This window comes from Flavobacterium sp. (assembly GCF_044377315.1).
In the GTDB taxonomy this organism is placed as follows: Bacteria; Bacteroidota; Bacteroidia; order Flavobacteriales; family Flavobacteriaceae; genus Flavobacterium.
The window spans coordinates 17,095-39,732 of sequence record NZ_JBILJG010000005.1; the positions used below are offsets into that span (position 1 = coordinate 17,095).

A 22,638-nucleotide genomic window follows, 5' to 3' on the forward strand; every position below is an offset into this window, starting at 1 on the left:
TCAAATTTTAATGAATAAACTTTTTCTTTAATCCTTTCCTAATTCGTACCTCGTATATCGTACCTCGTACATTGAATAATTCTATCATTTCCATAAATATCTTTTTTCAAGACAACATCATTGAAGCCTAAATTCTCTAACAATTCAACCGTTTCCTTTCCTAAATATTGGTTTATTTCAAAGTATAATTTTCCGTTTTCTTTTAAGTTTTTCTTGGCTAGTTCGGCTATTTTTCTGTAAAAAAGTAGTGCATCGCTGTCATCTACAAATAAGGCTAAATGTGGTTCGTATTCTAAAACATTTGGTTTTATTTCGGATTTTTCCAAATTTCTCACATACGGTGGATTGGAAACAATCACGTCATATTGGGATGGAAGTTTAGAATTGTAATTTGATAGATTTTCTAAGTCATCAACTTTTAGAATATCTGCCTGTATAAAATTGATAGTAACTTCATTGATTTCAGCATTTTTTTTAGCAGTAGTTAGAGCCTTTTCTGAAACATCAATGGCAAAAACTTGAGAATTTGTAATGTTTTTTGCTAATGAAATAGCTATACAACCACTACCAGTACCAATGTCAAGAATTTTAGGGTTGTAGGTTGTAGGTTGTAGGTTGTAGGATTTGATTATTAATTCAACAAGTTCTTCTGTTTCTGGTCTAGGAATTAATGTGTTTTCGTTTACTAAAAAAGGTAGTCCGTAAAATTCTGTTTCTCCTACAATATATTGTAACGGTTTTTCTTTTTTCAATTCGGCTAAAGTGCTTTGCCAACGTAATAGTTGCAACGCATCCATTTCCATTTCTGGGTATAAGGCTAAGTCGATTCTTTTTTTATTGTGAAAGCTTTCTAAAATAATATAAAAGAAACTTTCAATTTCCATTTCATCATATAAAGGAGAAAGTTCACTAAGAAAAGTAGTCTTGTATTCTTTAACTAACATTGGAATTTGAAATTTTATGGTTGGAATTTATATACTTTTTATCATCCAAACGGGACAACTTGTGTGACCAGTTCCGCCTAAAGGTGAGCAAATATAGTCAAACCCAACTTTTTTGTATAATTTTTGAGCAACAAGCATTTCGGGAAGCGTTTCTAAATAACATTTTTCGTATCCAAATTCTTTTGCTTTTTGCAAACATATTTCAATTATTTGTAAGCCAATTCCTTTACCACGGGCTTCATTTAGAAAATACATCTTTTGCAATTCACAGATGTTTTCATCCGAATTATCCAATTTTGCAATTCCGCCGCCACCTATAATTTTTCCGTTTTCTTCGATTACAAAATAGATAGCTTTTGGTTTATTGTAATTTTCAAACATATAATCTAATTGCGAATCGGCAAATGCAGTTCCGACTTTTGGATAATTATCATCAATAAAAACTTGACGAATTACACATGCAATTTGTTGATTATCTTCGGGTTGAATTTCTCTGATTATCATGAAAATTAAATTTTATACTTTCTAAATTTCTAACTCAAAAAAAACATATTTTTGTGATGTGAAGATACACGAAAAATATATAAAACGTTGCATCGAATTAGCCAAAAATGGTTTGGGAACAACTTATCCTAATCCGTTGGTTGGAAGCGTGATTGTATATAATAATGAAATAATTGGCGAAGGATGGCATCAAAAAGCAGGCGAACCGCACGCTGAAGTCATTGCTATAAATTCTGTTAAGGATAAATCATTACTTTCTAAGTCAACAATTTATGTAAGTTTAGAACCTTGTAGCCATTTTGGAAAAACACCACCATGTTGTGATTTGATTATAGCAAAAAAAATTCCGAATGTGGTAATTGGAACCATTGATCCATTTGCAAAAGTTGCTGGTAACGGCGTTAAAAGATTACTCGAAGCAGGAAAAAAAGTTACAGTTGGTATTTTGGAAGACGAATGCAATGAACTAAACAAACGATTTTTTACTTTTCATAACAAAAAAAGACCCTATATAATTTTAAAATGGGCAGAAAGTCAAGACGGATTTATAGCACCATTATCAAAAGACAAGCAAGAGCCAGTTTGGCTAACTAACATATTTTCAAGACAATTAGTTCATAAATGGCGAAGTGAAGAACAAGCTATTTTGGTTGGAACCAGGACTGTTATTGATGATAATCCGAGTTTAACCACAAGAGATTGGGCTGGAAATAATCCAATTAGAATAGTTTTAGACCAAAACAACCGAATTTCAAAAGAAAGTCATATCTTTGATAATCAAGCAAAAACCATTTCAATCACAAAAAGCAATATCAATTTCAGCAACAATATTGCACAAGAAATTGGTGACTTCTTATTTAATGAAGGAATTCAATCGGTGATTATAGAAGGTGGAAGTAAGACTTTGCAAACGTTTATAGATACAAATCTTTGGGATGAAGCAAGAGTTTTTAAGTCAAAAATAATATTGAATCAAGGTACAAAAGCACCCAAAATTAAATTTAAAAAAGTAAATAGGAATGAAATTTTAGAAGATGAATTACTAATTTTTTTCAATTATGATAACAACAATTATTTTTGACTTTGGTGATGTTTTTCTCAATTTAGAGAAAGAAGCACAAATGGAAGCCTTCAAACATTTGGGTTTAGAGGGGCTAAACGAAGAGTTGACTGCCAAAAATGATTTGTTTGAAAAAGGAGAAATTTCAGAATCAGATTTTTTAGAAAGTTTTATTAAGTTTATACCAAATGCAAGTGTTGAAGAAATAAAAAAGGCTTGGAACACTATTATAGGTGATTTTCCATTATATAGATTGGAATTTCTACAAATGCTTTCCTATAAATACAAACTTTTTTTATTGACAAATACTGATGAAATTCATATCGCTCGTTTTGAGAAAAAAGTAGGTATTTCATTTTTTAGTGACTTTTATCAGTGCTTTGAAAAAGTCTACTATTCTTATGAGATGGGAATGAGAAAACCTGATGAAAAGATATTTACAACCATTTTAAATAAACACGAATTATCTCCAAAACGAACTTTGTTTGTAGATGACAAAAAAGTAAATACAGACGCAGCCGAGAGTTTGGGAATTCATGTATGGAATTTGCAAGTAGGTAAAGAAGATGTTGTAGATTTGCACAAACAAAAACAGTTACCTTTGTAAAATATTTTTCTCGCACATTGTAATTTGTACTACTAACCTTGAAAGACATCTATAAAACTATTGCTTTTCCTTCGGAAGAGATTTTATTTAAAGAAAAGAACAGTAAGTTTTTTGGTTATGCATTTCCTGTAACTACTGAAGACGAAATAAAAAATCATTTAGAAATATTACGCAAAAAACATTTTGGTGCTGTGCATTGTTGTTATGCATTTCAGCTTGGAACCGACAAAATTCAATTTCGTGCTAATGATGATGGTGAGCCAAGTAATACGGCTGGAATGCCTATTTATGGTCAAATTCAATCTTTTGGACTAACAAATATTTTAGTTGTAGTAGTTCGTTTTTTTGGAGGCATTAAGTTAGGCGTCGGCGGATTGATAGCTGCTTATCGAACTTCGGCACAAATGGCATTAGAAAATGCTGAGATTATTGAAAAAACTATCGACATTCATTATGCTATTTCCTTTGATTATAAGAATATGAATAAAGTAATGCGAGTTATCAAAGAAAAAAACATAGAAATCATTTCACAAAAAATGGAAATGAGTTGTGAAATTGAAATTGCCACTCGAAAAAAAAATGCCGAAATGGTATTCGACATTTTTTCAAATTTGTTTGAAGTTGAAATTAAATTAAAAGAGTAGTTCCTTACTCTTTCAATAACTCTAAAATATATTCAGGAGGAAAAACAGGTCGGCCTGTTTTCATATCTACAAACACCAAAGTTGAGTTAGCAATTGTTAACAACTCATCTTTCTCATTTCTTATCTCATAATCAAACTCAATTTTGACTGATTCTTGTTTTTTAAAAATTGTTTTAACAATTAATAAATCATCATATCTGGCAGGTTTTTTGTAATTTATATTTAAAGAAACTACTGGAAGCATAATTCCATTTTCTTCCATCCATTTGTATGAAATCCCTATGTTTCTAAGCCATTCAACGCGTCCCATTTCAAAATATTGTGCATAATTGCCATGATAAACGACTCCCATTTGGTCTGTTTCTGAATAACGAACTCTTACATTAATTTCGTGCTGTTTCATTTAGTTTATTTTAATTTTTTATATATTTACATCATCAAAAAAATAACACTTACAACATTATTTTTTAAAAATCAATAGCAATTTTATTTTTTTTTAACAAAAAATGTTCACATATTTGTTATCCCAAATTTATAGAGGAAAATGACCTTTTCTTTATGTAAGATAACCTTTAATACTAACTAGAATTTATGAGCAAAACTGCGCAATCTGTATGGGAAAATTGTCTAGCGTTTATAAAAGACAATATTCAAGACCAAGCATACAAAACTTGGTTCGAGCCGATTAAGTCTGTTGAGCTAACCGATAATGCACTTTACATTCAGGTTCCAAGCAAATTCTTTTACGAATGGCTAGAAGAACATTATGTTAAACTATTAAAAGTTGCACTCACCAAAGAACTCGGAAAAAATGCAAAGTTACTCTATAAAATTAAAATGGAGAACACTTATGGAAATAAACAACCTTTTACTGAACAATTGCCAAGCAATAATAGAAGCTCTGTAAAAACACAAGAGGTTGACGCACCATTCAAAAATCTTAATCCTGAATTGAAAAATCCATTTGTAATTCCTGGAATTAGAAATCTTAAAATTGAGTCACAGCTTAATGCTAACTACAGTTTTGACAATTTCCTAGAAGGAGATTCTAACCGTTTAGCTCGATCGGCTGGAATGGCTGTTGCCAATAAACCAGGCGGAACTTCATTCAATCCTCTATTAATTTTTGGAGGTGTTGGTCTAGGTAAAACACACTTAGCACACGCTATTGGAGTTGAAATAAAAGATAAATACCCTGAAAAAACGGTATTGTATATTTCTGCTGAGATATTTACACAACAATATATTGATTCTGTTAAGAAAAACAACAGAAACGACTTTATCCATTTTTATCAACTAATTGATGTATTGATTATTGACGACGTTCAATTTCTTTCAGGAAAAACAGGAACGCAAGATGTTTTCTTCCATATTTTTAATTATTTACATCAAAATGGAAAACAAGTAATTCTTACTTCTGATAAGGCTCCAGTTGATATGCAAGATATTGAACAACGCTTATTATCTCGCTTCAAATGGGGACTTTCTGCCGAATTACACCAACCAGATTATGAAACAAGAATTTCTATCTTAAAAAATATTCTGTATCGTGACGGTGTTGATATGCCAGACGAAATTATAGAATATGTTGCTAGAAATATCAAATCAAATGTTAGAGAATTAGAAGGTGCCATTATCTCGTTAATTGCTCAATCTTCTTTCAATAAAAAAGAAGTTACTTTAGATTTGGCTAAGCAAATTGTAGAAAAATTTGTTAAAAATGTTAAACGTGAAATTTCTATTGATTATATCCAGAAAGTTGTTTCTGATTATTTCCAATTAGATTTAGACATTTTGCAATCTAAAACTAGAAAACGTCATGTGGTTCAAGCTAGACAGTTGGCTATGTTTTTTGCAAAAAAATTCACTAAAGCATCTTTGGCAAATATTGGTTCACAAATTGGAGATAGAGATCACGCTACAGTTCTTCATGCATGCAAAACTGTTGACAATCTAGTTTCTACTGACAAGCAATTCAAGAAATTTGTTGAAGATATTCACAAGAAATTATCATTATAATTTTTAGTTGTTTATTTTTGTAGCCTAAAATCTGCATAAAATATTTTTTAATGACAACTAAAATCTTAATGGTGTGTCTTGGTAATATTTGCCGTTCACCATTGGCAGAAGGAATATTAGCATCTAAACTTGCTCCAAATAAATTCACTGTTGACTCAGCGGGAACTGGAAATTGGCATATTGGAAAAAAACCCGATGAGCGTTCAATTGCCGTTGCACACAAAAACGGATTGGATATTTCTATTCAAAAAGCACGCCAATTTTCTAAAACAGATTTTGACAGTTATGACTACATCTTTGTAATGGATAATTCCAATTATAATGATGTAATTAGTCTTGCCGAAAACGAATCACAAAAAAACAAAGTTAACCTAATTTTGAATGCGCTTTTCCCAAATGAAAACGTCGATGTTCCCGATCCATACTACGGATTAGCAAATGGGTTTGATAATGTATATCAAATGTTAGATGAAGCATGTACAGTTGTAGCTTCAAAATTAATTGAAAAACATCCCTAATAAATTATGCAACAATTTGGTAAACTTTATCTTATTCCAACTACAATGGGCGACTGCGAACCAATGGATGTTTTGCCACAAACGGTAAAAAGATGCCTTGATTTTATAGATGATTACATTGTTGAAAATGAAAAAACAGCAAGAAAGTTTATCAAAAGTGTACAGCCTGAGAAAGTGCAATCATCATTGATATTGAACGCCTTAAACAAACATACCGAAATTTCTGAACACTACAAGATGATTCAACCTTGTTTGGAAGGAAAAAATATTGGATTAATGAGTGAAGCTGGTTGCCCTGGAATTGCCGATCCTGGTGCTGCAATAGTAAAAATTGCTCACGAAAAAGGAATTCAAGTTGTACCATTGGTTGGCCCATCTTCCATATTATTAGCCATGATGGCTTCTGGAATGAACGGTCAAAGTTTTACTTTCAATGGTTATTTACCAATAGACAAATCGGAGAAAAAAAGCGCATTAAAAAATCTTGAAAAGTTATCTCACGATAAAAACCAATCGCAAATTTTTATTGAAACACCTTATCGAAATAATAAATTACTAGAAGATTTAATCCAAACGTTGCAACCAAACACTCATTTGTGTATAGCAACAGATATAACTCTTCCGACAGAATTTATTAAAACTTTACGTGTAAATGACTGGAAAAAAACTAAAGTTGATTTACATAATAGACCAACTATTTTTATAATTCATAAAATGTAATTCATCATCTTACTCTTGCATTATTATTAGCTACTATTCCAGAAGTTTCATAACCACCGAACATTCTCATGTAACTTTTTACAGAAGAACCGTATTTATCTTTACATTTTTTTTGACCGTTAGTATGCAAAAATCTTTTTACTGAACCAGCACCACCAAGATGTGCTGCTGCCAAGATTCCAGATTCAGTTACTTTTACACCACCAACAATTTTTCCTAAATACTTATTTATTTCGTTTTTTAATTCCCATTTGTTTTTAGAAACAAGAGCTACAAATGCTTTTTCTTGCATTTTAGGATTATTTAAAAAAGCTAGACTATTAGTAATACCAACAGATTTAAGGGTTTCTTTACCAAATTGGTATTTTCCCATATACCCTAAGGTATTTATCATTTTATATTTTCCCTGTGATTCTTTAAAAGCGATTGCTTCTTTGAAACCAATAAAATATTTTCCTGTAAAAGGAACATTTAAACTTTTATATTCTATTGGATTTTCTGAAGGGAATAAGAAATGTAATTCATCATCATCGTTTACTTTAAACCAATCTTGATTTTTGGTTTGTAAAGGTTTAAAACCAAAACTTAAAAAAGCAACTATTACTAGTAACGACGAGTAAAATATCCATTTCTTTATCATAAAGTAGATTTCTTCGAAGACTGTCACTCTAGGAAATTTCTGCTCAGCAAAGATACATTAATATTTTAATAAACTGAATAACAATACGTTAATATTATCTAAAAATAGATTAAATGCCATTTAACATCATTAAAATGCTTAAACTCGATTGTTGGACTAGGGATTTTCACAGTGTTAAAAATGGAAAAAATGGTTTTTAACACATGGGATTTTGTTTCAATTTTGGTCAAATCAACATCAAAACTTAGGTAATATTGTCTTGCTCTTTTTGATTCTGGAAGGAAAATAGTATTGGTAAAACTATCGTTTCCTGTAATCATTCCTTCAGCTCCATAACCAACAGCTAAATTTAACCATTTAGGAATTTTTGAACCTTTTAAAAAGGAATGTATATTAACAGAAAGCCAGTAGGTTTGTCCGTTGTAATCTTTAAAAACTTGTTCTGTGACTGAACTTCCCAATACATTTGGTCTTGCCGAAGCATAAGGTGTTGTGTGAAAAGAAAACTTTGGAACGATACGCTGCTCTTTCCATACTAATTCTTGAGAAACATATAAAGTAGTTCCAGAAGCATTTGCTAATAAATCGCCAACAGATGCGCCCCATTTACTTGAATATCCGTCTAAAACTTCGATTGCAGAAATCATTAGGAATCCTGAAGTTGCGCCAAAAAGCAATTGATTTTTTTTGCTTACACCACTCCAAGCCAAGGCATCACTACTAGCTTTACTTAAATGATAAGCTGAGAAAACATGACCCGCTTTATCCATTTGGAGCCATTCGGCATTATCGTTTATAGTATGAAAGTTAGATTTTGGATACTCTTTGTACCAAAGTTCGTTGAGTCCAATAAAAGTTGTGGTTGCAATTGCTGCTTGCGAAATTATAACGCTATTTCTCCTTTGAATATCTAAAGAATCGGCTGGTTTTAGAAAATTTTCAATAGTAGATTGAGCCAAAGAAAATTGACACAAAAAATATAGTAGGTTTGATAAAAAGCTGAACTTCATAAACAAATAATCTAATATGTGCTATTCAGAAACTTCAAGTTGTCCAACTTTCTCCCAATTTTTATCAACATCTAATGTAGCATAAATGTAAACATTACTATTCTCACTTTTTTTATGTGCTAAATCCTTTGCCAAAACAGCTTTTAAGTCATTTGGTGACAAACGATATATAGCACCAGTAGAAACATCTACAATATATCCAACAATTCCGCCAATCAGAATATTTCCCCATATCCAACCATTCATTTTTTTCTTTAAATTAACTTCATATGCCTTATACCCATCTAACTGTATCTTTACCTTATAATTACCATTTCTTTTTAATTTAGTTACAAAAGGTGTTTTTCCAATCTCAACATTATCAACATAAATTTTAGCATTTGTTGGTGTGCTATCAAATTTAATTTTTTGTTTAGATCCAGATACTATTGTAGCACAGCTAGCTATCAAAAAAAATACAAGTAAACTGATTATGATTTTTGTCTTCATTATATAATTATTACGTTTCTATTAATTTCTATCTTTTTATTCCTTGATTGTTAACCCATTCAATATATTTTTGGCGGTTAACTTCGTGTTGTGCTGGTGTTTCGGCAAATTCGTGGTAACCAAAGTTAGTCACGCTTGCGCAGAAATAAATATAGTTGTGTTTTGCGGGATTTAGAACAGCATCTAAAGCCGTAATGTCTGGCATTGCAATAGGCCCTGGTGGCAAACCATTGTACATATACATATTATATGGTGAAACCGTTTTTAAATCTTTGTTTAAAACACGTTTGATAACTAAGCTAAAATCGTTTGCATTTTTCTTTACGGCATAAATTACTGTTGGATCAGCTTCTAGTTTTATACCTTTGTTTAATCTATTAAGGTAAACGCCTGCAACAGTTGGACGTTCGTCTTTTTTAACAGTTTCTTTGTGTACAATTGAAGCTAAAATTGAAACTTGAATTGGCGTCAAATTCTGTGCTTTAGCTTTGGCTTGTCGTTCTTCAGTCCAGAATTTACGGTATTCTTTTGCCATTTTATCTCTGAATTTTTCGGCCGTTGTGTTCCAGAAATATTCGTATGAATTTGGTATACAAACCGCTAAAACATTCTCTTCGGTAAAACCATTTTCTTCTAAAAATTGTTTGTCTTTGAAAGCATTTAGAATACTCAAACTATCGCATTCTAGTTGTGAAGCAATTCTTCCTGCGAAATCTTCTAATCTTTCTTGGTTATTGAAAGCTAAATTTACGGGAACATTTTGACGAAGTGAGTTAATTATTGCGTTGCTTCCCATTCCTTTTTTAAGTAAAAAGCGTCCTGATTTTACATTTCTTGGATATGATTTTTTGTTGGCAGTTGTTTCAAACTTGTCCATATCTTCAATATAAGGACTTATAATTTTCTTTACATTTTCAAATTCGGAATCGGTTGGAATTTCAACATAAACTTGATCTTGCGTAAATTTGGTATTGGCACTAAAAATATCTCTGTATAATTTATAACCATAAACTCCAGCAATTGTGATGATTACAACTGCAATAATGCTAACTACTTTCTTTATTTTATTCATATTTTAAAATATTATTTTTTATCGGTAAAATATGGAATCGCTTTTTAATGATTGGTGTTTGCTATGCAAACTTTTATTTAGTGGCGATTTCAAAACTTTTTATTTATTAATTGATATAAACTTTCATCTTGGTACTTACCGTCGATATAATTCCATTCTTTTTTGTCGCCTATTTTTTGGAATCCAAATTTAGTAAAAAGGTTTACACTTGGTTCATTTTGTGGATTAATATTAGCAAATAATTGATGTAAGTTTAATTTTGAAAAAGCATAATCTATCAACAAACCCAATGATTCTGTACCAACTCCCGAATTTCTATCTTGATTTTTTTTGATAACAATTCCAATTCCAGCTCGGTTATTACTAGGATCGAAATCGAATAAATCTATTAATCCGATTGCAGTAAAGTCATTGTTTTTACAAATAGCTAATCGTAATTGTTTGGCTTCATATATGTCTTGATGCGCATTTTCTAAATATTGACGAATAAGAAATTTGCTGTAAGGTGTTTGGGTGTTACTCACGTGCCAAATCGATTCATCGTTTTCTATTGCGTAGATAAACTCCAAATCGTCAGGCTCGAGTGCTCGTATGTAAATATTGTTTCCTTTTAAAGTCATTTTTTTAGTTTAAAGGTTAAGGAGTTTAAGAGTTTACTTCTATTTTCCCTTCAAAAACAAATGCTGCTTTTCCTTCTAAAAAGACATTCTGATAACCTTTTGTTGTTTTTTCAAATGAAACTTTCAATTTTCCGCCTTGAACATCTAGATCAATTTGAGATGATTTAGTTTTTTCTATTGCGTTCATGGCTATTGCTACTGCTGTTGCACCTGTTCCGCAAGATAACGTTTCGTCTTCAACACCACGTTCGTAGGTTCTTAATCTAAAATGATTATCAGCTAATTGTGATACAAAATTTACATTACTACCTGCTTTTCCATATAAATCGGAATAGCGAATTTCGGCTCCATTTGCTTTTACATCATAATTTTGAATATCATTAACCAAAGTTACATGATGTGGCGAACCCGTATTTAGGTAAATATATTCGTCTTCAATTTTTATTGTGTCAACATCTTTCATTTGAAGCGAAACAATTCCGTTTTCAAAAATCGTTGCTTGGTGTAAACCGTCAGTAGCTATGAAAGTAGTTTTATCTTGAATGACATTCAAACTTTTGGCAAAAGCTACGATACATCTTCCACCATTGCCACACATGGAACTCTCATTTCCGTCAGAATTGTAATAAACCATTCTAAAGTCTGTCGAATTGTCATTTTCTAACAATATCAATCCGTCAGCACCTATACCAAAACGGCGGTCACAAATTTTTTCTATTAGATTGGTATCATTTTTGGGGAAATAATTTTGACGATTATCAATCATGATAAAATCATTTCCGGTTCCTTGGTATTTGTAAAATTGAATGTTCATTTTTATTTTTGTCTTGGAACAAAAGTACAAACTATTAATGAAAAGTTAATCATTGTTAAACACGCGTTAAACTAGTTTTTTGTTAAAATTTTAGATTTAATTTTACGTTAGTATTTCAAAACACATAATAATATGAAAAAATTTGGAAGTTTATTTTTAGTTTCTCTATTAAGTGGCGCCACAACTTTAGGTGCTTACAAATTATTTTTTGAAAACAATAATCCATCAGATTCAATCGTCTCGATGGCGCCAAGTAATTTTACTAGGAATGTTGGTTCTGCTGATGGAAATTTAGATTTTACGCAAGCTGCCGACAAGACGGTTCATTCAGTTGTTCACGTAAAAAATGTCTCATTTAGAACAGTTTCTAATCCAATTATGGAATTTTTCTACGGCTTTAGAGGTGGACAACAGCAAGAGCAAGTTGGTACAGGTTCGGGTGTTATTATTTCTGAAGATGGTTATATCGTAACAAATAATCACGTGATTAAAGATGCATCTGAAATTGAAATTACCTTGAATAATAAAAAATCGTACAAAGCCAAATTGATTGGAACCGACTCCAAAATGGATATTGCTTTACTAAAAATTGATGCTGATGAAAAATTGCCATACACCGTTTTTGCCGATTCTGATACTGTAAAAGTTGGGGAATGGGTTTTAGCAGTCGGAAATCCGTATAATTTGAATTCGACAGTTACTGCTGGAATTGTTTCGGCAAAAGCTAGAAATTTAGATACTCGTGGCATTCAATCATTTATTCAAACCGATGCTGCAGTAAACCCAGGAAATAGCGGTGGCGCATTGGTAAATACTCGTGGCGAATTGATTGGAATTAATACTATGATTTCATCGCAAACTGGTTCTTATGTGGGTTATTCATTTGCAGTTCCGTCTAATATTACTAAAAAAATCATTGAAGATTTGATGGAATATGGAAATGTACAACGAGGAATTTTAGGCGTTGAAGGTGCTGAATTGAATGGTGCAGCTTCTAAAGAATTAGGAATTAAACAAACGCAAGGTTTTTACGTAAGTAAAGTAAATAAAAATTCTGGTGCCGAAAAATCGGGAATAAAAAGTGGTGATGTGATTATAAAATTAGACAATCAAAGTATTGGAACTTATGCTGAATTATCAGGATATATAAACACAAAACGACCAAATGATAAAATTCAAGTAACCATTATTCGTGATGGAAATACCAAAGTTATTCCTGTGACTTTGACCAAAAATGAATTTATTTCAACTGAATTTAAAGGTTTAGAATTAGAAAATATCGATGCTTCGGATAAGAAAAAATTCAATATTAATTACGGTGTTCGTATCAAAGATTTGTCTAATGAAAGATTGGAGCAATATGCAGATGAACTAAAAGGCGGAGTAATTTTGAAAATTGGAAATGTAAAAATTAATGATATCGAAACACTTTCAAAAATCATTTCAGAAGTTAATGAAAACCAAAGTGTTCAAATGGAATTGCTTACTGCAAATGGTCAAATTATTCGATTGATTTTGTAAAAAGGTGATTAATAATTAAAGAAAGTTAGGTTTTAATACCGGCTTTTTTTAATTAAAAAATTGTTACGAAATCGTTTTCGTAAATCGTTATTATTTTATATTTTTGCGCCAAATTTGTAAAACAACACTAACATTTTTATCTTTTTTACATGACAAATAGTAATTTATACGAAAAAGAAGTTTCTTTTCAAGCCGACAGAAGACGAGCAGCTGTTGAGTTAATCAAAATTATTAGCGATTTATGGTACGACAAATCTATTGAGATTGTATTGTTCAGAAATCAAATGATTAACCTAAATGTAAGCGATATTATCAACTTGCATGAATATGCAGGCGAATTTGTTGGGAAACCAATTTCTGTTTTCGATTCGGTTGAAATTGCAAAAGCTATTCTAACATCTGATTTGCCACCATCTAAATTAGATATCGGGAAACTTACTTACGAATTCCATTTAGAAGAAAACAATTATAGTGATGCAAAATCATTTGTAGTAAACAAATTAAAAGATGCGAAAGAATTCCACACCAACAAACCAAAAGATGTTGTTTTGTACGGATTTGGTAGAATCGGTCGTTTATTAGCAAGAGAGTTAATGTCTAAAATGGGGAAAGGAACACAATTACGCCTTCGTGCCATTGTAACTCGTGATAAAAATGATGCTGTTTCGTTAGAAAAAAGAGCTTCTTTGTTACGTTATGATTCCATACATGGTGATTTTGAAGGTTCTGTAATAGCTGATGTTGCTAACAATGCATTGATAATAAATGGAACTACAGTTCACATCATTACTGCAAATGCTCCTGAAGAAATTGATTATACTCAATATGGTTTTGATAATGCCTTAGTCATAGATAATACTGGAGCTTTCACAACACAAGAAGCATTAGCAAGACATTTAACAAGCAAAGGTGTTGACAAAGTTTTACTAACAGCACCAGGAAAAGGTGTTCCTAATATTGTTCATGGTGTCAACCAAAACGATTATAATCCTGATGAAGTGAACATTTTCTCAGCTGCTTCGTGTACTACAAATGCTATTACACCTGTTTTAAAAGCAATTGAAGATACTTTAGGTGTTGTAAAAGGTCATTTAGAAACCATTCATGCTTATACAAACGACCAAAATTTGGTAGATAATATGCATAAAAAATACCGTCGTGGTCGTGCTGCTGCTTTAAACATGGTTATTACCGAAACTGGAGCTGGAAGCGCAGTTGCAAAAGCATTACCAAGTTTAGCAGGAAAATTAACTTCAAATGCTATTCGTGTTCCAGTTCCAAATGGTTCGCTTGTGGTTTTAAATCTTGAAGTTGGAAGAGAAACTTCGGTTGATGAAATCAATGCCATTATGAAAAAATATGCACTTGAAGGTGACTTAGTTGAGCAAATTAAATATTCATTAAACAACGAATTGGTTTCTTCAGATATTGTTGGCACTTCTGCTCCATCGATATATGATAGTAATGCAACAATTGTTTCTGGAGATGGCAAAAATATTGTTTTATATATTTGGTATGATAATGAATTTGGTTATAGCCACCAAGTAATTCGTTTGGCAAAATACATTGCTAAAGTAAGACGCTATACTTACTATTAATAGATTTTACAGTTTAAATAATTAGAAAATCCGTTTCATTATAATATGAAGCGGTTTTTTTTATGACAAATACTTATCATATTTGTCGTACTATTAAACCAATCAAACTTTTAAAGTCATCTTATAGATCAAAAATCTGAATAAACATTCAAGATAAAATTCACGCTCTAAATAATGTTTCACAAGAAATTCAAAAAGGAAATGTTTACGGAATTCTTGGTCTAAATAACTAGGAAAAACCTACCAATTTGGGCATTATTCTAAATATTGTCAACAAAACTTCTGGCGAATACAGTTGGTTTGGCGGCAAAATGCAAACACAAAAGGCTTTAAAAAAAGTTGGTACCATAATAGAACGTCCCAATTTTTACCCGTATTTGACTGCCAAAGAAAATTTGGAATTGGTTGGTAAGATCAAAAATACCAATTATGCCAAAGTTGAAGAAAACTAGAATTGGTTGGACTTGTAGAAAGAAAATAGCAAATAAAGCACATTTTCATTTGGAATGAAACAACGATTAGCCATTGCTTCTACCCTACTTAATGATATCGAAATTTTATTCTTGATGAACCAACAAACGGATTAGACACAGAAGATATTCATCAAATTAGAGATATTATTCGATTGATAACCTCACTAAGGAATAACATTTTATTGGTAATAGTAATTGTTTCGATAATGGAAAATGAATATACTTACGAAACTTTGAAACAAAATCGTATTGATGGAATAAGAAAAAAAGAATTTATTTTGTCAAAATTCATAACTGTACTTTTTTTTGCATTTGCTATTATTCAGTTCATTTTTCAAAAATTTAAATTGTTTTATTTTTATGTTATAAATTACTCCAAAAAAGAGATTTGTAGTATCTTTGCAGTGCTATGAACATGTATAAAAAACTGCTTTCAATTTTACTTTTTTTTGTATTGTCCTCATCATCTTTTGGACAATATATTACTGTTACAGAAAATAAAACAATTAATGAGTTAGTTGAAGACATTCTTATAAACAGCCCATGTGCAAATGTTACCAATATTTCGGTAAACAGTCTCAATCAAGCTGGAGGTGATAGTTATGGGTATTTTACATCAGGAACAAGTATTTTTCCTTTTGCTGATGGTATTATTTTGAGTACTGGAAGAGCCGTTTCGGCTGTTGGCCCTAATAGTAATATTCTTAGCGAAGGTTCTACTAGCTGGTCGGGCGATGCTGATTTACAAAATGCTCTAGGTATTTCCAACTCCATAAACGCAACCGTTTTAGAATTTGATTTTCAGCCAGTTTCCAATAAAATAAGCTTTGAATATATTTTTTCATCCGAGCAGTATTTATCCAATCCTTCCCAAAATCAATGTAATTTTACAGATGGTTTTGTTTTTCTTCTCAAAGAAGTTGGTTCAACAAATCCTTATCAAAATTTAGCAGTAATTCCTGGTACTACAATTCCAGTAAAAGTAAATACTGTTAGAGGGCAAGGTACAATTTGCCCACCTGCAAATGAGGAGTTTTTTGGTGGATTCAATGGTTTTGATCATCCGACTAACTTCAATGGACAAACCAAAGCACTAATTGCCCAAGCAAACGTAACAGCCGGCACTATTTATCATATTAAACTAGTGGTGGCTGACCAAGGAAACAATCTTTATGACTCGGCCATTTTCCTTAAAGGTGGCAGTTTTAATATTGGTGTAAATTTAGATGAAGACCGATTATTTGCTACCCAAAATCCTTTGTGTGATGGAGAAAAAGTGCTATTGAATGGAGCAGTTTCTGGAGCATCAAATTATAAATGGTTCAAAGATGGTAATTTACTTATTGGAGAAAGTAATGCTACTTACGAAGTAACTTCGGCAGGTATATACAAAGTTGAAGTTGAAATAAGTGCTTCCTGCACTGCAACTGATGAAATTGTTATTGAGTATGCTGCGCCAATTATTACTAGTGTTCTAACTCTTTTGCAATGTGATGATAATAGCGATGGAATTTCGACTTTTAATCTAACCAAAGCAAATGGATTAATTGCCTCAAATCTTACTATTGAAGATTATTATCTTACTCAAATTGATGCTGAAAATGAAACTACTAAAATTCAAAATCCTACCAACTTCTCAAACTCTATTGCAAATCAAGTCATTGTTAGGGTTCGAAATGAATTTGGATGTATCGGTTTTGTTACACTTCAACTTCAAATACCAAATAATATAACTAGTTCTGTAACCAAAGAATATTGCGATCAAGACAATAATCAAGATGGATTGACCCAATTTACAATTCAAGATTTTGATGCCGTTTCATTAGAAATTTTAACCACATTACCATCTGGTTATTCACTTTCTTATCATACTACTATTCAAGATGCTGTGCTACAGGCTAATGCTATTTCGATGCCATTTTCTAATACAATTGCATCTTTGCAAACTCTTTATGCTAGGGTTATAAATGGCGAAGATTGCTACGGAATCATTCCTGTAAATCTAATAATTAATACCTTTTCACCATTAAATTTTGAAGATGAAACTATTGGTATTTGCTCTGGAATTCCACAAATAATTGGTATTGACACTGGATTTTCAAGCTATAGTTGGAATGCGAACCCTACGCTAACATCAAATCAAATTAGTGTTTCTCAACCTGGAACTTACATAGTTGAAGTTACAAATTTAAAAAATTGCAAAGCCTCCAAAACATTTTTTATAACAGCATCAGAAAGCGCTATAATTGGTTCTATCTCAATTGATGATTTTAATGGGCAAAATAATTCGGTCTTAATAAATTATACTGGAATTGGAGATTATGAGTTTTCATTAGATGGTTCTACTTTTCAGGAAAGTAATTATTTTACTAATGTTCTTCCAGGCGATTATACTGTCTATATTATTGATAAAAAGGGTTGTGATACTGTAAAAACAGAAATCACAGTTATAACTTACCCAACCTTTTTTACTCCAAATGGTGATGGCTATAATGATACTTGGAAGATAAAAAACATAGATATTTACCCAAATTGTTCGTTAGAAATATATGACAGATACGGTAAATTGTTAAAAAACTTATCTGCTAATGATTCTGGTTGGAATGGAAAAATATCAAACGAAAATCTTCCTGCCGACGACTATTGGTTTATACTCACTTTAAGTAATAAAAAAGAAATTAAAGGTCATTTTAGTTTGAAAAGATAATTTTTTTCTATCTTTAAATTCTTTTTTTAAATTTATGAAAAAAATTGCGTTACTTTTCTTCTTTTTACTAACCAATACTGGTTTCTCACAACTAAGTAAAACTCATTATATACCGCCAATTACTTGCTCAAATAATGAGTTCTCAATTGCAGAAGAACAATTTATATATATATCAACACCAAGTATTAATCCAGTAAATTTCAGAATAATTCAACTTGGTTCATCAACTATTTTGGGAACCGTATCGAGAAATAATCCGTATTCTTTTAGTATTGGTACTGGAACTTATACACAATTTATATTAGACAACAGTTTGGTTGGATCAATAGCATCTGACAAAGGTTTTATTATAGAAGCAGAAAGTGTAGTTTATGTTTCTGTTAGATTAAATGGTGGAGGTTCAAATCAAGCTGGTCAAATAACTTCAAAAGGACTCGCGGCTTTAGGCAAAGAGTATAGAGTTGGAGCATTTCGAAATAATAACTTACAAGGTTTTGGCTCTAACAATATTACTTTCGCATCAGTTTTGGCCACCGAAAACAATACCGTCGTAACTTTTAATAATATAAAAAATGGTGTAACTTTATTAAATTCTTCAACTGGAAACACTCCTTTTTCTATAACTCTAAATAATGGTCAAAGCTATGTAATAGCAACAAGCGGAAATACTACAAGCGCTAATAGAGATGGGCTAATTGGAATGAAAATTTCTTCAGATAAAGATATTGTGGTTAATTGTGGCTCAACAACTGGATCTAATGGGTCTTCAAATACAGATTATGGAATTGATCAATTAGTATCGTTTGAAAAAACGGGAAAAGAATATATTTTTATAAAAAGTACTGGCCAAGCTGTTACAGAAGTTCCCTTATTAGTTGCTAATAAAGATACCAAAGTTTTTCTCAATGGTAATAATGATAATGACAATCCTGATTTTCTAATTAACGAAGGTAGTTATTTGGCATTTAATGGAAATGATTATGATGAAAATGGTAATTTATATATCAGAACTTCTGAAAATATTTTTGCATATCAGTGTGTTGGCGACAATACACGTACTGACTTCGCTAATCAAAATATGTTTTTTGTACCACCACTTAGTTGCGAAACACCAAAAGGAATTGATAACATTCCAAATATTAACAAAATTGGGAGTAAAGATTTTATTGGTAGAGTTGCTATAACAACTAAAACTGGTTCTATTTTAAACTTCATTATAAATGGCACATCTTATACATATGAAGAATTAGCATTTGCTGGCTACACAACAAATGGTCCAAATACTGTAACTGGAAATGCTAATTATGTAACTTATACAATAACTGGTTTAACAGGTAATGTGGCAGTATATTCTACTAGTGAATTATATCTTGCTTCACTTGGAAGCGTTGGAGCTGCAACATTTGGCGGTTATTATTCAGGCTTTATTTTAAAACCTGAAATTTCATTTACAACAATCAATCCGTTACTCAGTAGTTGTATTCCAAATGCTACTTTGTCAGTTGGAACAATATCATCTTTTGACGAGTTTAAATGGTATTTTAATGGTACACAAATTGGAACAGGAACTTCTATTCAACCCAATCAACCGGGTGAATATTATGTTTCTGCAACAAATACTGCATGTAATCGAACTGAAGTATCAGATATTATTCCTGTAAGTGATTGCACAAATGATTATGATAATGATGGTGTAAATGATAATATAGATATTGATTTAGATAATGATGGAATTGTAAATTGCATTGAAAGTAACTTAACTCCACAAATTAACCTTTCCAATACAAATAGTGGAACAATTTCTGTCAACTCATCTTTACCAATTTATGACACTACCTTTACTGGACAAATTACAACATCATTTAATGCTGTTGCCAACCCTATAATTGGAAATATTGACGGTAGCTTTAGTAGCGAAGTTCCAGCAGGAAAAACAAGCTTTGTTTCTTACACGCTTTCATTAACAGATGCAACAAAAAGTTTTCCTTTGGGTTTTAAATATTGTTCCGCTGGAAGTCCGAATTTACTTAATGCAGATGCCGAATTTGTAATTAAAGTTCCTGTTAACAAAAGTATTTCAGTAATTAATCCGGACAACCAACTATTAATTGACACCAATTATGATGGTAATTACGAAAGTGGTGTAACACAATTTACAGCATTTGAAATACGATTTAGACTTAATGGCTCAATTCCTCTAGCAGCTGGAACAGGTACATTTACCTTTAAAACTATTGCCACAAATTCAATAACTATTATTCATAAAAACCTATCAGATACAAATTCAAACAAAGTTGGTTTTATTTTATTTAGCGATTGTATTGGAAATAGTATACAAACCATTGCTATACAAAAGAAATTTGACTTAGATTCTGATGATGATGGTATATTAGATTTTGTAGAAGCTCAAGGAACAAATCCTATCCAACTTTCTAATACCGATGCTAATCGTGATGGTTTAGACGATGCTTTTGGTGCTGGAATTATTCCTATTGATTCAGATAATGATGGAATTCCAAATTATATTGACGTTGATTCTGATAATGATGGAATTTTTGATATTGTCGAATCTGGAATAAATCTCACTGGTTTAAACAACAGTTTGGGTTCATTTGGAGGAACTAATTTTGGGAATAATGGAATTCAAAATGCGGTTGAAACTACTCCAGACAATGGTATAGTAAACTATATTTTACTAGATAATGACAATGACGGAATTGCAAATTACATTGATTCTGACTCTGATGGTGATGGTTGCAATGATGTAATTGAAGCTGGTTTTACTGATGCAAACAATGATGGCTATTTAGGAAATAATTTTCCAGTGACAATTAATACTAATGGAATAGTTCTAGGAACAGCAAATGGTTACACAACTCCAAATATTAATTATAGTTTAGCTGCTCCTATTTTTATATTGTCTCAACCAACTAATCAAACTACTTGCCAATTAGAAAATGCTACATTTACTATTGCAACAAATGCTGTAGATAGTTACCAATGGCAAGTTTCAAATGACAATGGCACTTCGTGGCAAAATATAACTAATTCACTAATTTATTCAGGAACAGCTACTAATTCACTAACAATTAGTAAAATACCTGCTAATTTTAGTAATCATCTTTATAGAGTTTTCTTGCAAAAAAATGGTAATTCATGTGGATTAATTTCAAACGTAGCCACGATTAATTTTTTATCTCTACCCAACTTAAATTCCCCAATTTCTATTGTGCAATGTGAAGATGATGGCACTGTAGATGGATTTTCAATACTAAATTTGAGACAAAAAGAAGATATAAGTTTATCACCAAATGCACTAAACGAAACATTTTCATATTACAAAACACAACAAGGTGCTATTGATGCTGATGCTTCTCAGCTAATTTTAAATCCTGAAAGTTATGATAATTCACTAGGAAATACCGTTTGGATAAGAGTTGTAAATAGCAACAACTGCTATAATGTTGCACAACTAAATATTGTGGTAACCTCATCACAAATTTCTAATTCATTTAGTTTGGAATTTAAAGAATGTGATGATTTTATTTCAAATTTTAGCGAAAGTAATGATGGCATTGCAACATTTGATTTTAGCAGTGCTATACAAGCTATTTTAGACGAACTTCCTATTTCCAACACTTATTTTGTTCGTTTTTATACCAATCAGAATGATGCTTTATCAGAATTGAATCCTATTCCAGAAGTTGCAATTCCTGGATCAAACCAATATGGAGTGGTTTCAAATTTTAGAAATACAACACCTAATTTACAACAAATTTGGGTTAGAGTAGACAATACACTCTCTAACGAATGCTTTGCTCTTGGACCTTACATTAACCTAATTGTTACCAAAAAGCCAGATATAAAACTTACTGATGAAGCAATAATTTGCCTTAACAAGCCATTTGAAACAGTAACACTAACTGCTGGCATACAAGATGGTAGTCCAGCGTCTAATTATACTTATGAATGGTTTAAAGATTCTGTTGCCTTGAATATTATAACATCAACAATAAATATTACAAGTAGTGGCGACTATAAAGTAATTGTAACTTCACTAGTAGGTTGTACAGAAGAAAGAATGATTACTGTAAAACCTTCTGAAATAGCCACTTTACAAACTATAACAATTTCAGATTTGGTAAATGAAAATTCAATAATTGTGAATGTTTCGGGTGTTGGTGATTATGTTTATAGCATTGATGCACCTAATTCATTTCAAGAGTCTAATCAGTTTACGAATGTTTCTAGCGGAACACATGCGGTTTATATTAAAGATAGTAATGGTTGTGGATTAGTTGGTCCAATTGAAATTACTGTTATGAGTTTTCCAAAATTCTTTACACCCAATGGTGATGGTTTTAATGACACATGGAATATTAGCGGCTACAATTTAGATATAAATGAAAGTGTAATTATAAGAATATATGATCGTTTTGGAAAACTTATAAAGCAAATAAGTCCAGAAGGAATGGGTTGGAATGGAACATTTGACGGAACTGCTATGCCTGCCGATGATTATTGGTTTATATATGAATTTGAAAACGGGCGAACTGTAAAAGGGCATTTTAGTTTGAAAAGATAAATGTGTTTTAGCCCTGATCGCAACGGCATCCTTGCTGGGCGGTGTTCGCACAGCAAGATATAGTGAAGAGCAGGATTAGCTTCAAAAAAAAAC

General features: G+C 31.4%; 19 protein-coding genes and 1 pseudogene. 11 read left to right on the forward strand and 9 right to left on the reverse strand.

Going from position 1 to position 22,638, the window contains the following annotated elements; all coding sequences use genetic code 11:
* Nucleotides 1-38: 38 nt before the first annotated feature.
* Both prmC and ACIQ66_RS02550 read right to left on the reverse strand, forming a co-directional pair.
* The gene (gene prmC / locus ACIQ66_RS02545) at nucleotides 39-944 is read right to left on the reverse strand and encodes a peptide chain release factor N(5)-glutamine methyltransferase (RefSeq protein WP_396211241.1); all 906 of its coding nucleotides are present in this window, start codon (nucleotides 942-944) and stop codon (nucleotides 39-41) included.
* Between the two features lie 27 nt (nucleotides 945-971).
* Nucleotides 972-1,448 carry a GNAT family N-acetyltransferase gene (locus ACIQ66_RS02550; RefSeq protein ID WP_396211242.1) on the reverse strand — a complete coding sequence of 159 codons (477 nt, stop codon included), beginning with the start codon at nucleotides 1,446-1,448 and terminating at the stop codon, nucleotides 972-974.
* A gap of 58 nt (nucleotides 1,449-1,506) precedes the next feature.
* On the opposite strand from ACIQ66_RS02550, the gene ribD reads away from it, so the two are divergent.
* Genes ribD through ACIQ66_RS02565 form a run of 3 tightly spaced genes read left to right on the forward strand, consistent with a single transcriptional unit; the run spans nucleotide 1,507 to nucleotide 3,759 of the window.
* Nucleotides 1,507-2,529 (forward strand): bifunctional diaminohydroxyphosphoribosylaminopyrimidine deaminase/5-amino-6-(5-phosphoribosylamino)uracil reductase RibD, encoded by a 1,023-nt coding sequence (gene ribD / locus ACIQ66_RS02555; RefSeq protein ID WP_396211243.1) that lies wholly within the window; start codon nucleotides 1,507-1,509, stop codon nucleotides 2,527-2,529.
* Nucleotides 2,507-3,115 (forward strand): HAD family hydrolase, encoded by a 609-nt coding sequence (locus ACIQ66_RS02560; protein WP_396211244.1) that lies wholly within the window; start codon nucleotides 2,507-2,509, stop codon nucleotides 3,113-3,115. Before ribD ends, ACIQ66_RS02560 begins: the two co-directional genes overlap by 23 nt.
* Before the next feature lie 38 nt (nucleotides 3,116-3,153).
* Entirely contained in the window at nucleotides 3,154-3,759 is a 606-nt protein-coding gene (locus ACIQ66_RS02565; RefSeq protein WP_396211245.1) for an IMPACT family protein, read from the forward strand.
* A 4-nt stretch (nucleotides 3,760-3,763) separates the two neighbouring features.
* Here ACIQ66_RS02565 and ACIQ66_RS02570 read toward each other — a convergent pair whose 3' ends face one another.
* On the reverse strand, nucleotides 3,764-4,162 hold the full coding sequence (locus ACIQ66_RS02570; RefSeq protein WP_396211246.1) for an acyl-CoA thioesterase: 399 nt from the start codon (nucleotides 4,160-4,162) through the stop codon (nucleotides 3,764-3,766).
* Nucleotides 4,163-4,350: 188 nt separating this feature from the next.
* Here ACIQ66_RS02570 and dnaA point away from each other — a divergent pair, with 188 nt between their 5' ends.
* From dnaA to ACIQ66_RS02585, 3 genes are read left to right on the forward strand one after another with little or no spacing between them, the layout of a single operon-like run.
* The gene (dnaA, locus tag ACIQ66_RS02575) at nucleotides 4,351-5,778 is read left to right on the forward strand and encodes a chromosomal replication initiator protein DnaA (protein WP_396211247.1); all 1,428 of its coding nucleotides are present in this window, start codon (nucleotides 4,351-4,353) and stop codon (nucleotides 5,776-5,778) included.
* Between the two features lie 50 nt (nucleotides 5,779-5,828).
* Nucleotides 5,829-6,296: a low molecular weight protein-tyrosine-phosphatase gene (locus ACIQ66_RS02580; protein ID WP_396211248.1), complete on the forward strand. Its 468-nt coding sequence runs from the start codon at nucleotides 5,829-5,831 to the stop codon at nucleotides 6,294-6,296.
* Between the two features lie 6 nt (nucleotides 6,297-6,302).
* Complete coding sequence (locus ACIQ66_RS02585) at nucleotides 6,303-7,016, forward strand: SAM-dependent methyltransferase (protein WP_396211249.1); 714 nt, start codon at nucleotides 6,303-6,305, stop codon at nucleotides 7,014-7,016.
* 4 nt (nucleotides 7,017-7,020) lie between these two features.
* Here the strand turns inward: ACIQ66_RS02585 and ACIQ66_RS02590 are convergent, their stop codons facing one another.
* From ACIQ66_RS02590 to dapF, 6 genes are all read right to left on the reverse strand, one after another.
* Nucleotides 7,021-7,656 (reverse strand): peptidoglycan-binding protein LysM, encoded by a 636-nt coding sequence (locus tag ACIQ66_RS02590; protein WP_396211250.1) that lies wholly within the window; start codon nucleotides 7,654-7,656, stop codon nucleotides 7,021-7,023.
* Nucleotides 7,657-7,754: 98 nt separating this feature from the next.
* Complete coding sequence (locus tag ACIQ66_RS02595) at nucleotides 7,755-8,666, reverse strand: DUF2279 domain-containing protein (protein WP_396211251.1); 912 nt, start codon at nucleotides 8,664-8,666, stop codon at nucleotides 7,755-7,757.
* 21 nt (nucleotides 8,667-8,687) lie between these two features.
* Complete coding sequence (locus tag ACIQ66_RS02600) at nucleotides 8,688-9,155, reverse strand: PEGA domain-containing protein (RefSeq protein WP_396211252.1); 468 nt, start codon at nucleotides 9,153-9,155, stop codon at nucleotides 8,688-8,690.
* 28 nt (nucleotides 9,156-9,183) lie between these two features.
* Nucleotides 9,184-10,227 carry an endolytic transglycosylase MltG gene (gene mltG / locus ACIQ66_RS02605; RefSeq protein ID WP_396211253.1) on the reverse strand — a complete coding sequence of 348 codons (1,044 nt, stop codon included), beginning with the start codon at nucleotides 10,225-10,227 and terminating at the stop codon, nucleotides 9,184-9,186.
* An 89-nt stretch (nucleotides 10,228-10,316) separates the two neighbouring features.
* On the reverse strand, nucleotides 10,317-10,847 hold the full coding sequence (locus ACIQ66_RS02610) for a GNAT family N-acetyltransferase (protein ID WP_396211254.1): 531 nt from the start codon (nucleotides 10,845-10,847) through the stop codon (nucleotides 10,317-10,319).
* A gap of 25 nt (nucleotides 10,848-10,872) precedes the next feature.
* Entirely contained in the window at nucleotides 10,873-11,661 is a 789-nt protein-coding gene (gene dapF / locus ACIQ66_RS02615) for a diaminopimelate epimerase (RefSeq protein ID WP_396211255.1), read from the reverse strand.
* 132 nt (nucleotides 11,662-11,793) lie between these two features.
* Between dapF and ACIQ66_RS02620 the strand changes: the two genes are divergently transcribed.
* The 5 genes and pseudogenes from ACIQ66_RS02620 (at nucleotide 11,794) to ACIQ66_RS02640 (ending at nucleotide 22,545) form a co-directional block, all read left to right on the forward strand.
* Nucleotides 11,794-13,182: a Do family serine endopeptidase gene (locus ACIQ66_RS02620; RefSeq protein WP_396211256.1), complete on the forward strand. Its 1,389-nt coding sequence runs from the start codon at nucleotides 11,794-11,796 to the stop codon at nucleotides 13,180-13,182.
* Between the two features lie 149 nt (nucleotides 13,183-13,331).
* Nucleotides 13,332-14,780, forward strand: a complete 1,449-nt coding sequence (locus ACIQ66_RS02625; protein WP_396211257.1) for a glyceraldehyde-3-phosphate dehydrogenase — start codon at nucleotides 13,332-13,334, stop codon at nucleotides 14,778-14,780.
* Nucleotides 14,781-14,920: 140 nt separating this feature from the next.
* Nucleotides 14,921-15,666: pseudogene (locus ACIQ66_RS02630) on the forward strand (ATP-binding cassette domain-containing protein).
* Between the two features lie 2 nt (nucleotides 15,667-15,668).
* Nucleotides 15,669-17,960, forward strand: a complete 2,292-nt coding sequence (locus ACIQ66_RS02635; RefSeq protein WP_396211258.1) for a choice-of-anchor L domain-containing protein — start codon at nucleotides 15,669-15,671, stop codon at nucleotides 17,958-17,960.
* A 34-nt stretch (nucleotides 17,961-17,994) separates the two neighbouring features.
* Entirely contained in the window at nucleotides 17,995-22,545 is a 4,551-nt protein-coding gene (locus ACIQ66_RS02640) for a T9SS type B sorting domain-containing protein (protein WP_396211259.1), read from the forward strand.
* The last annotated feature ends 93 nt before the right edge of the window (nucleotides 22,546-22,638 follow it).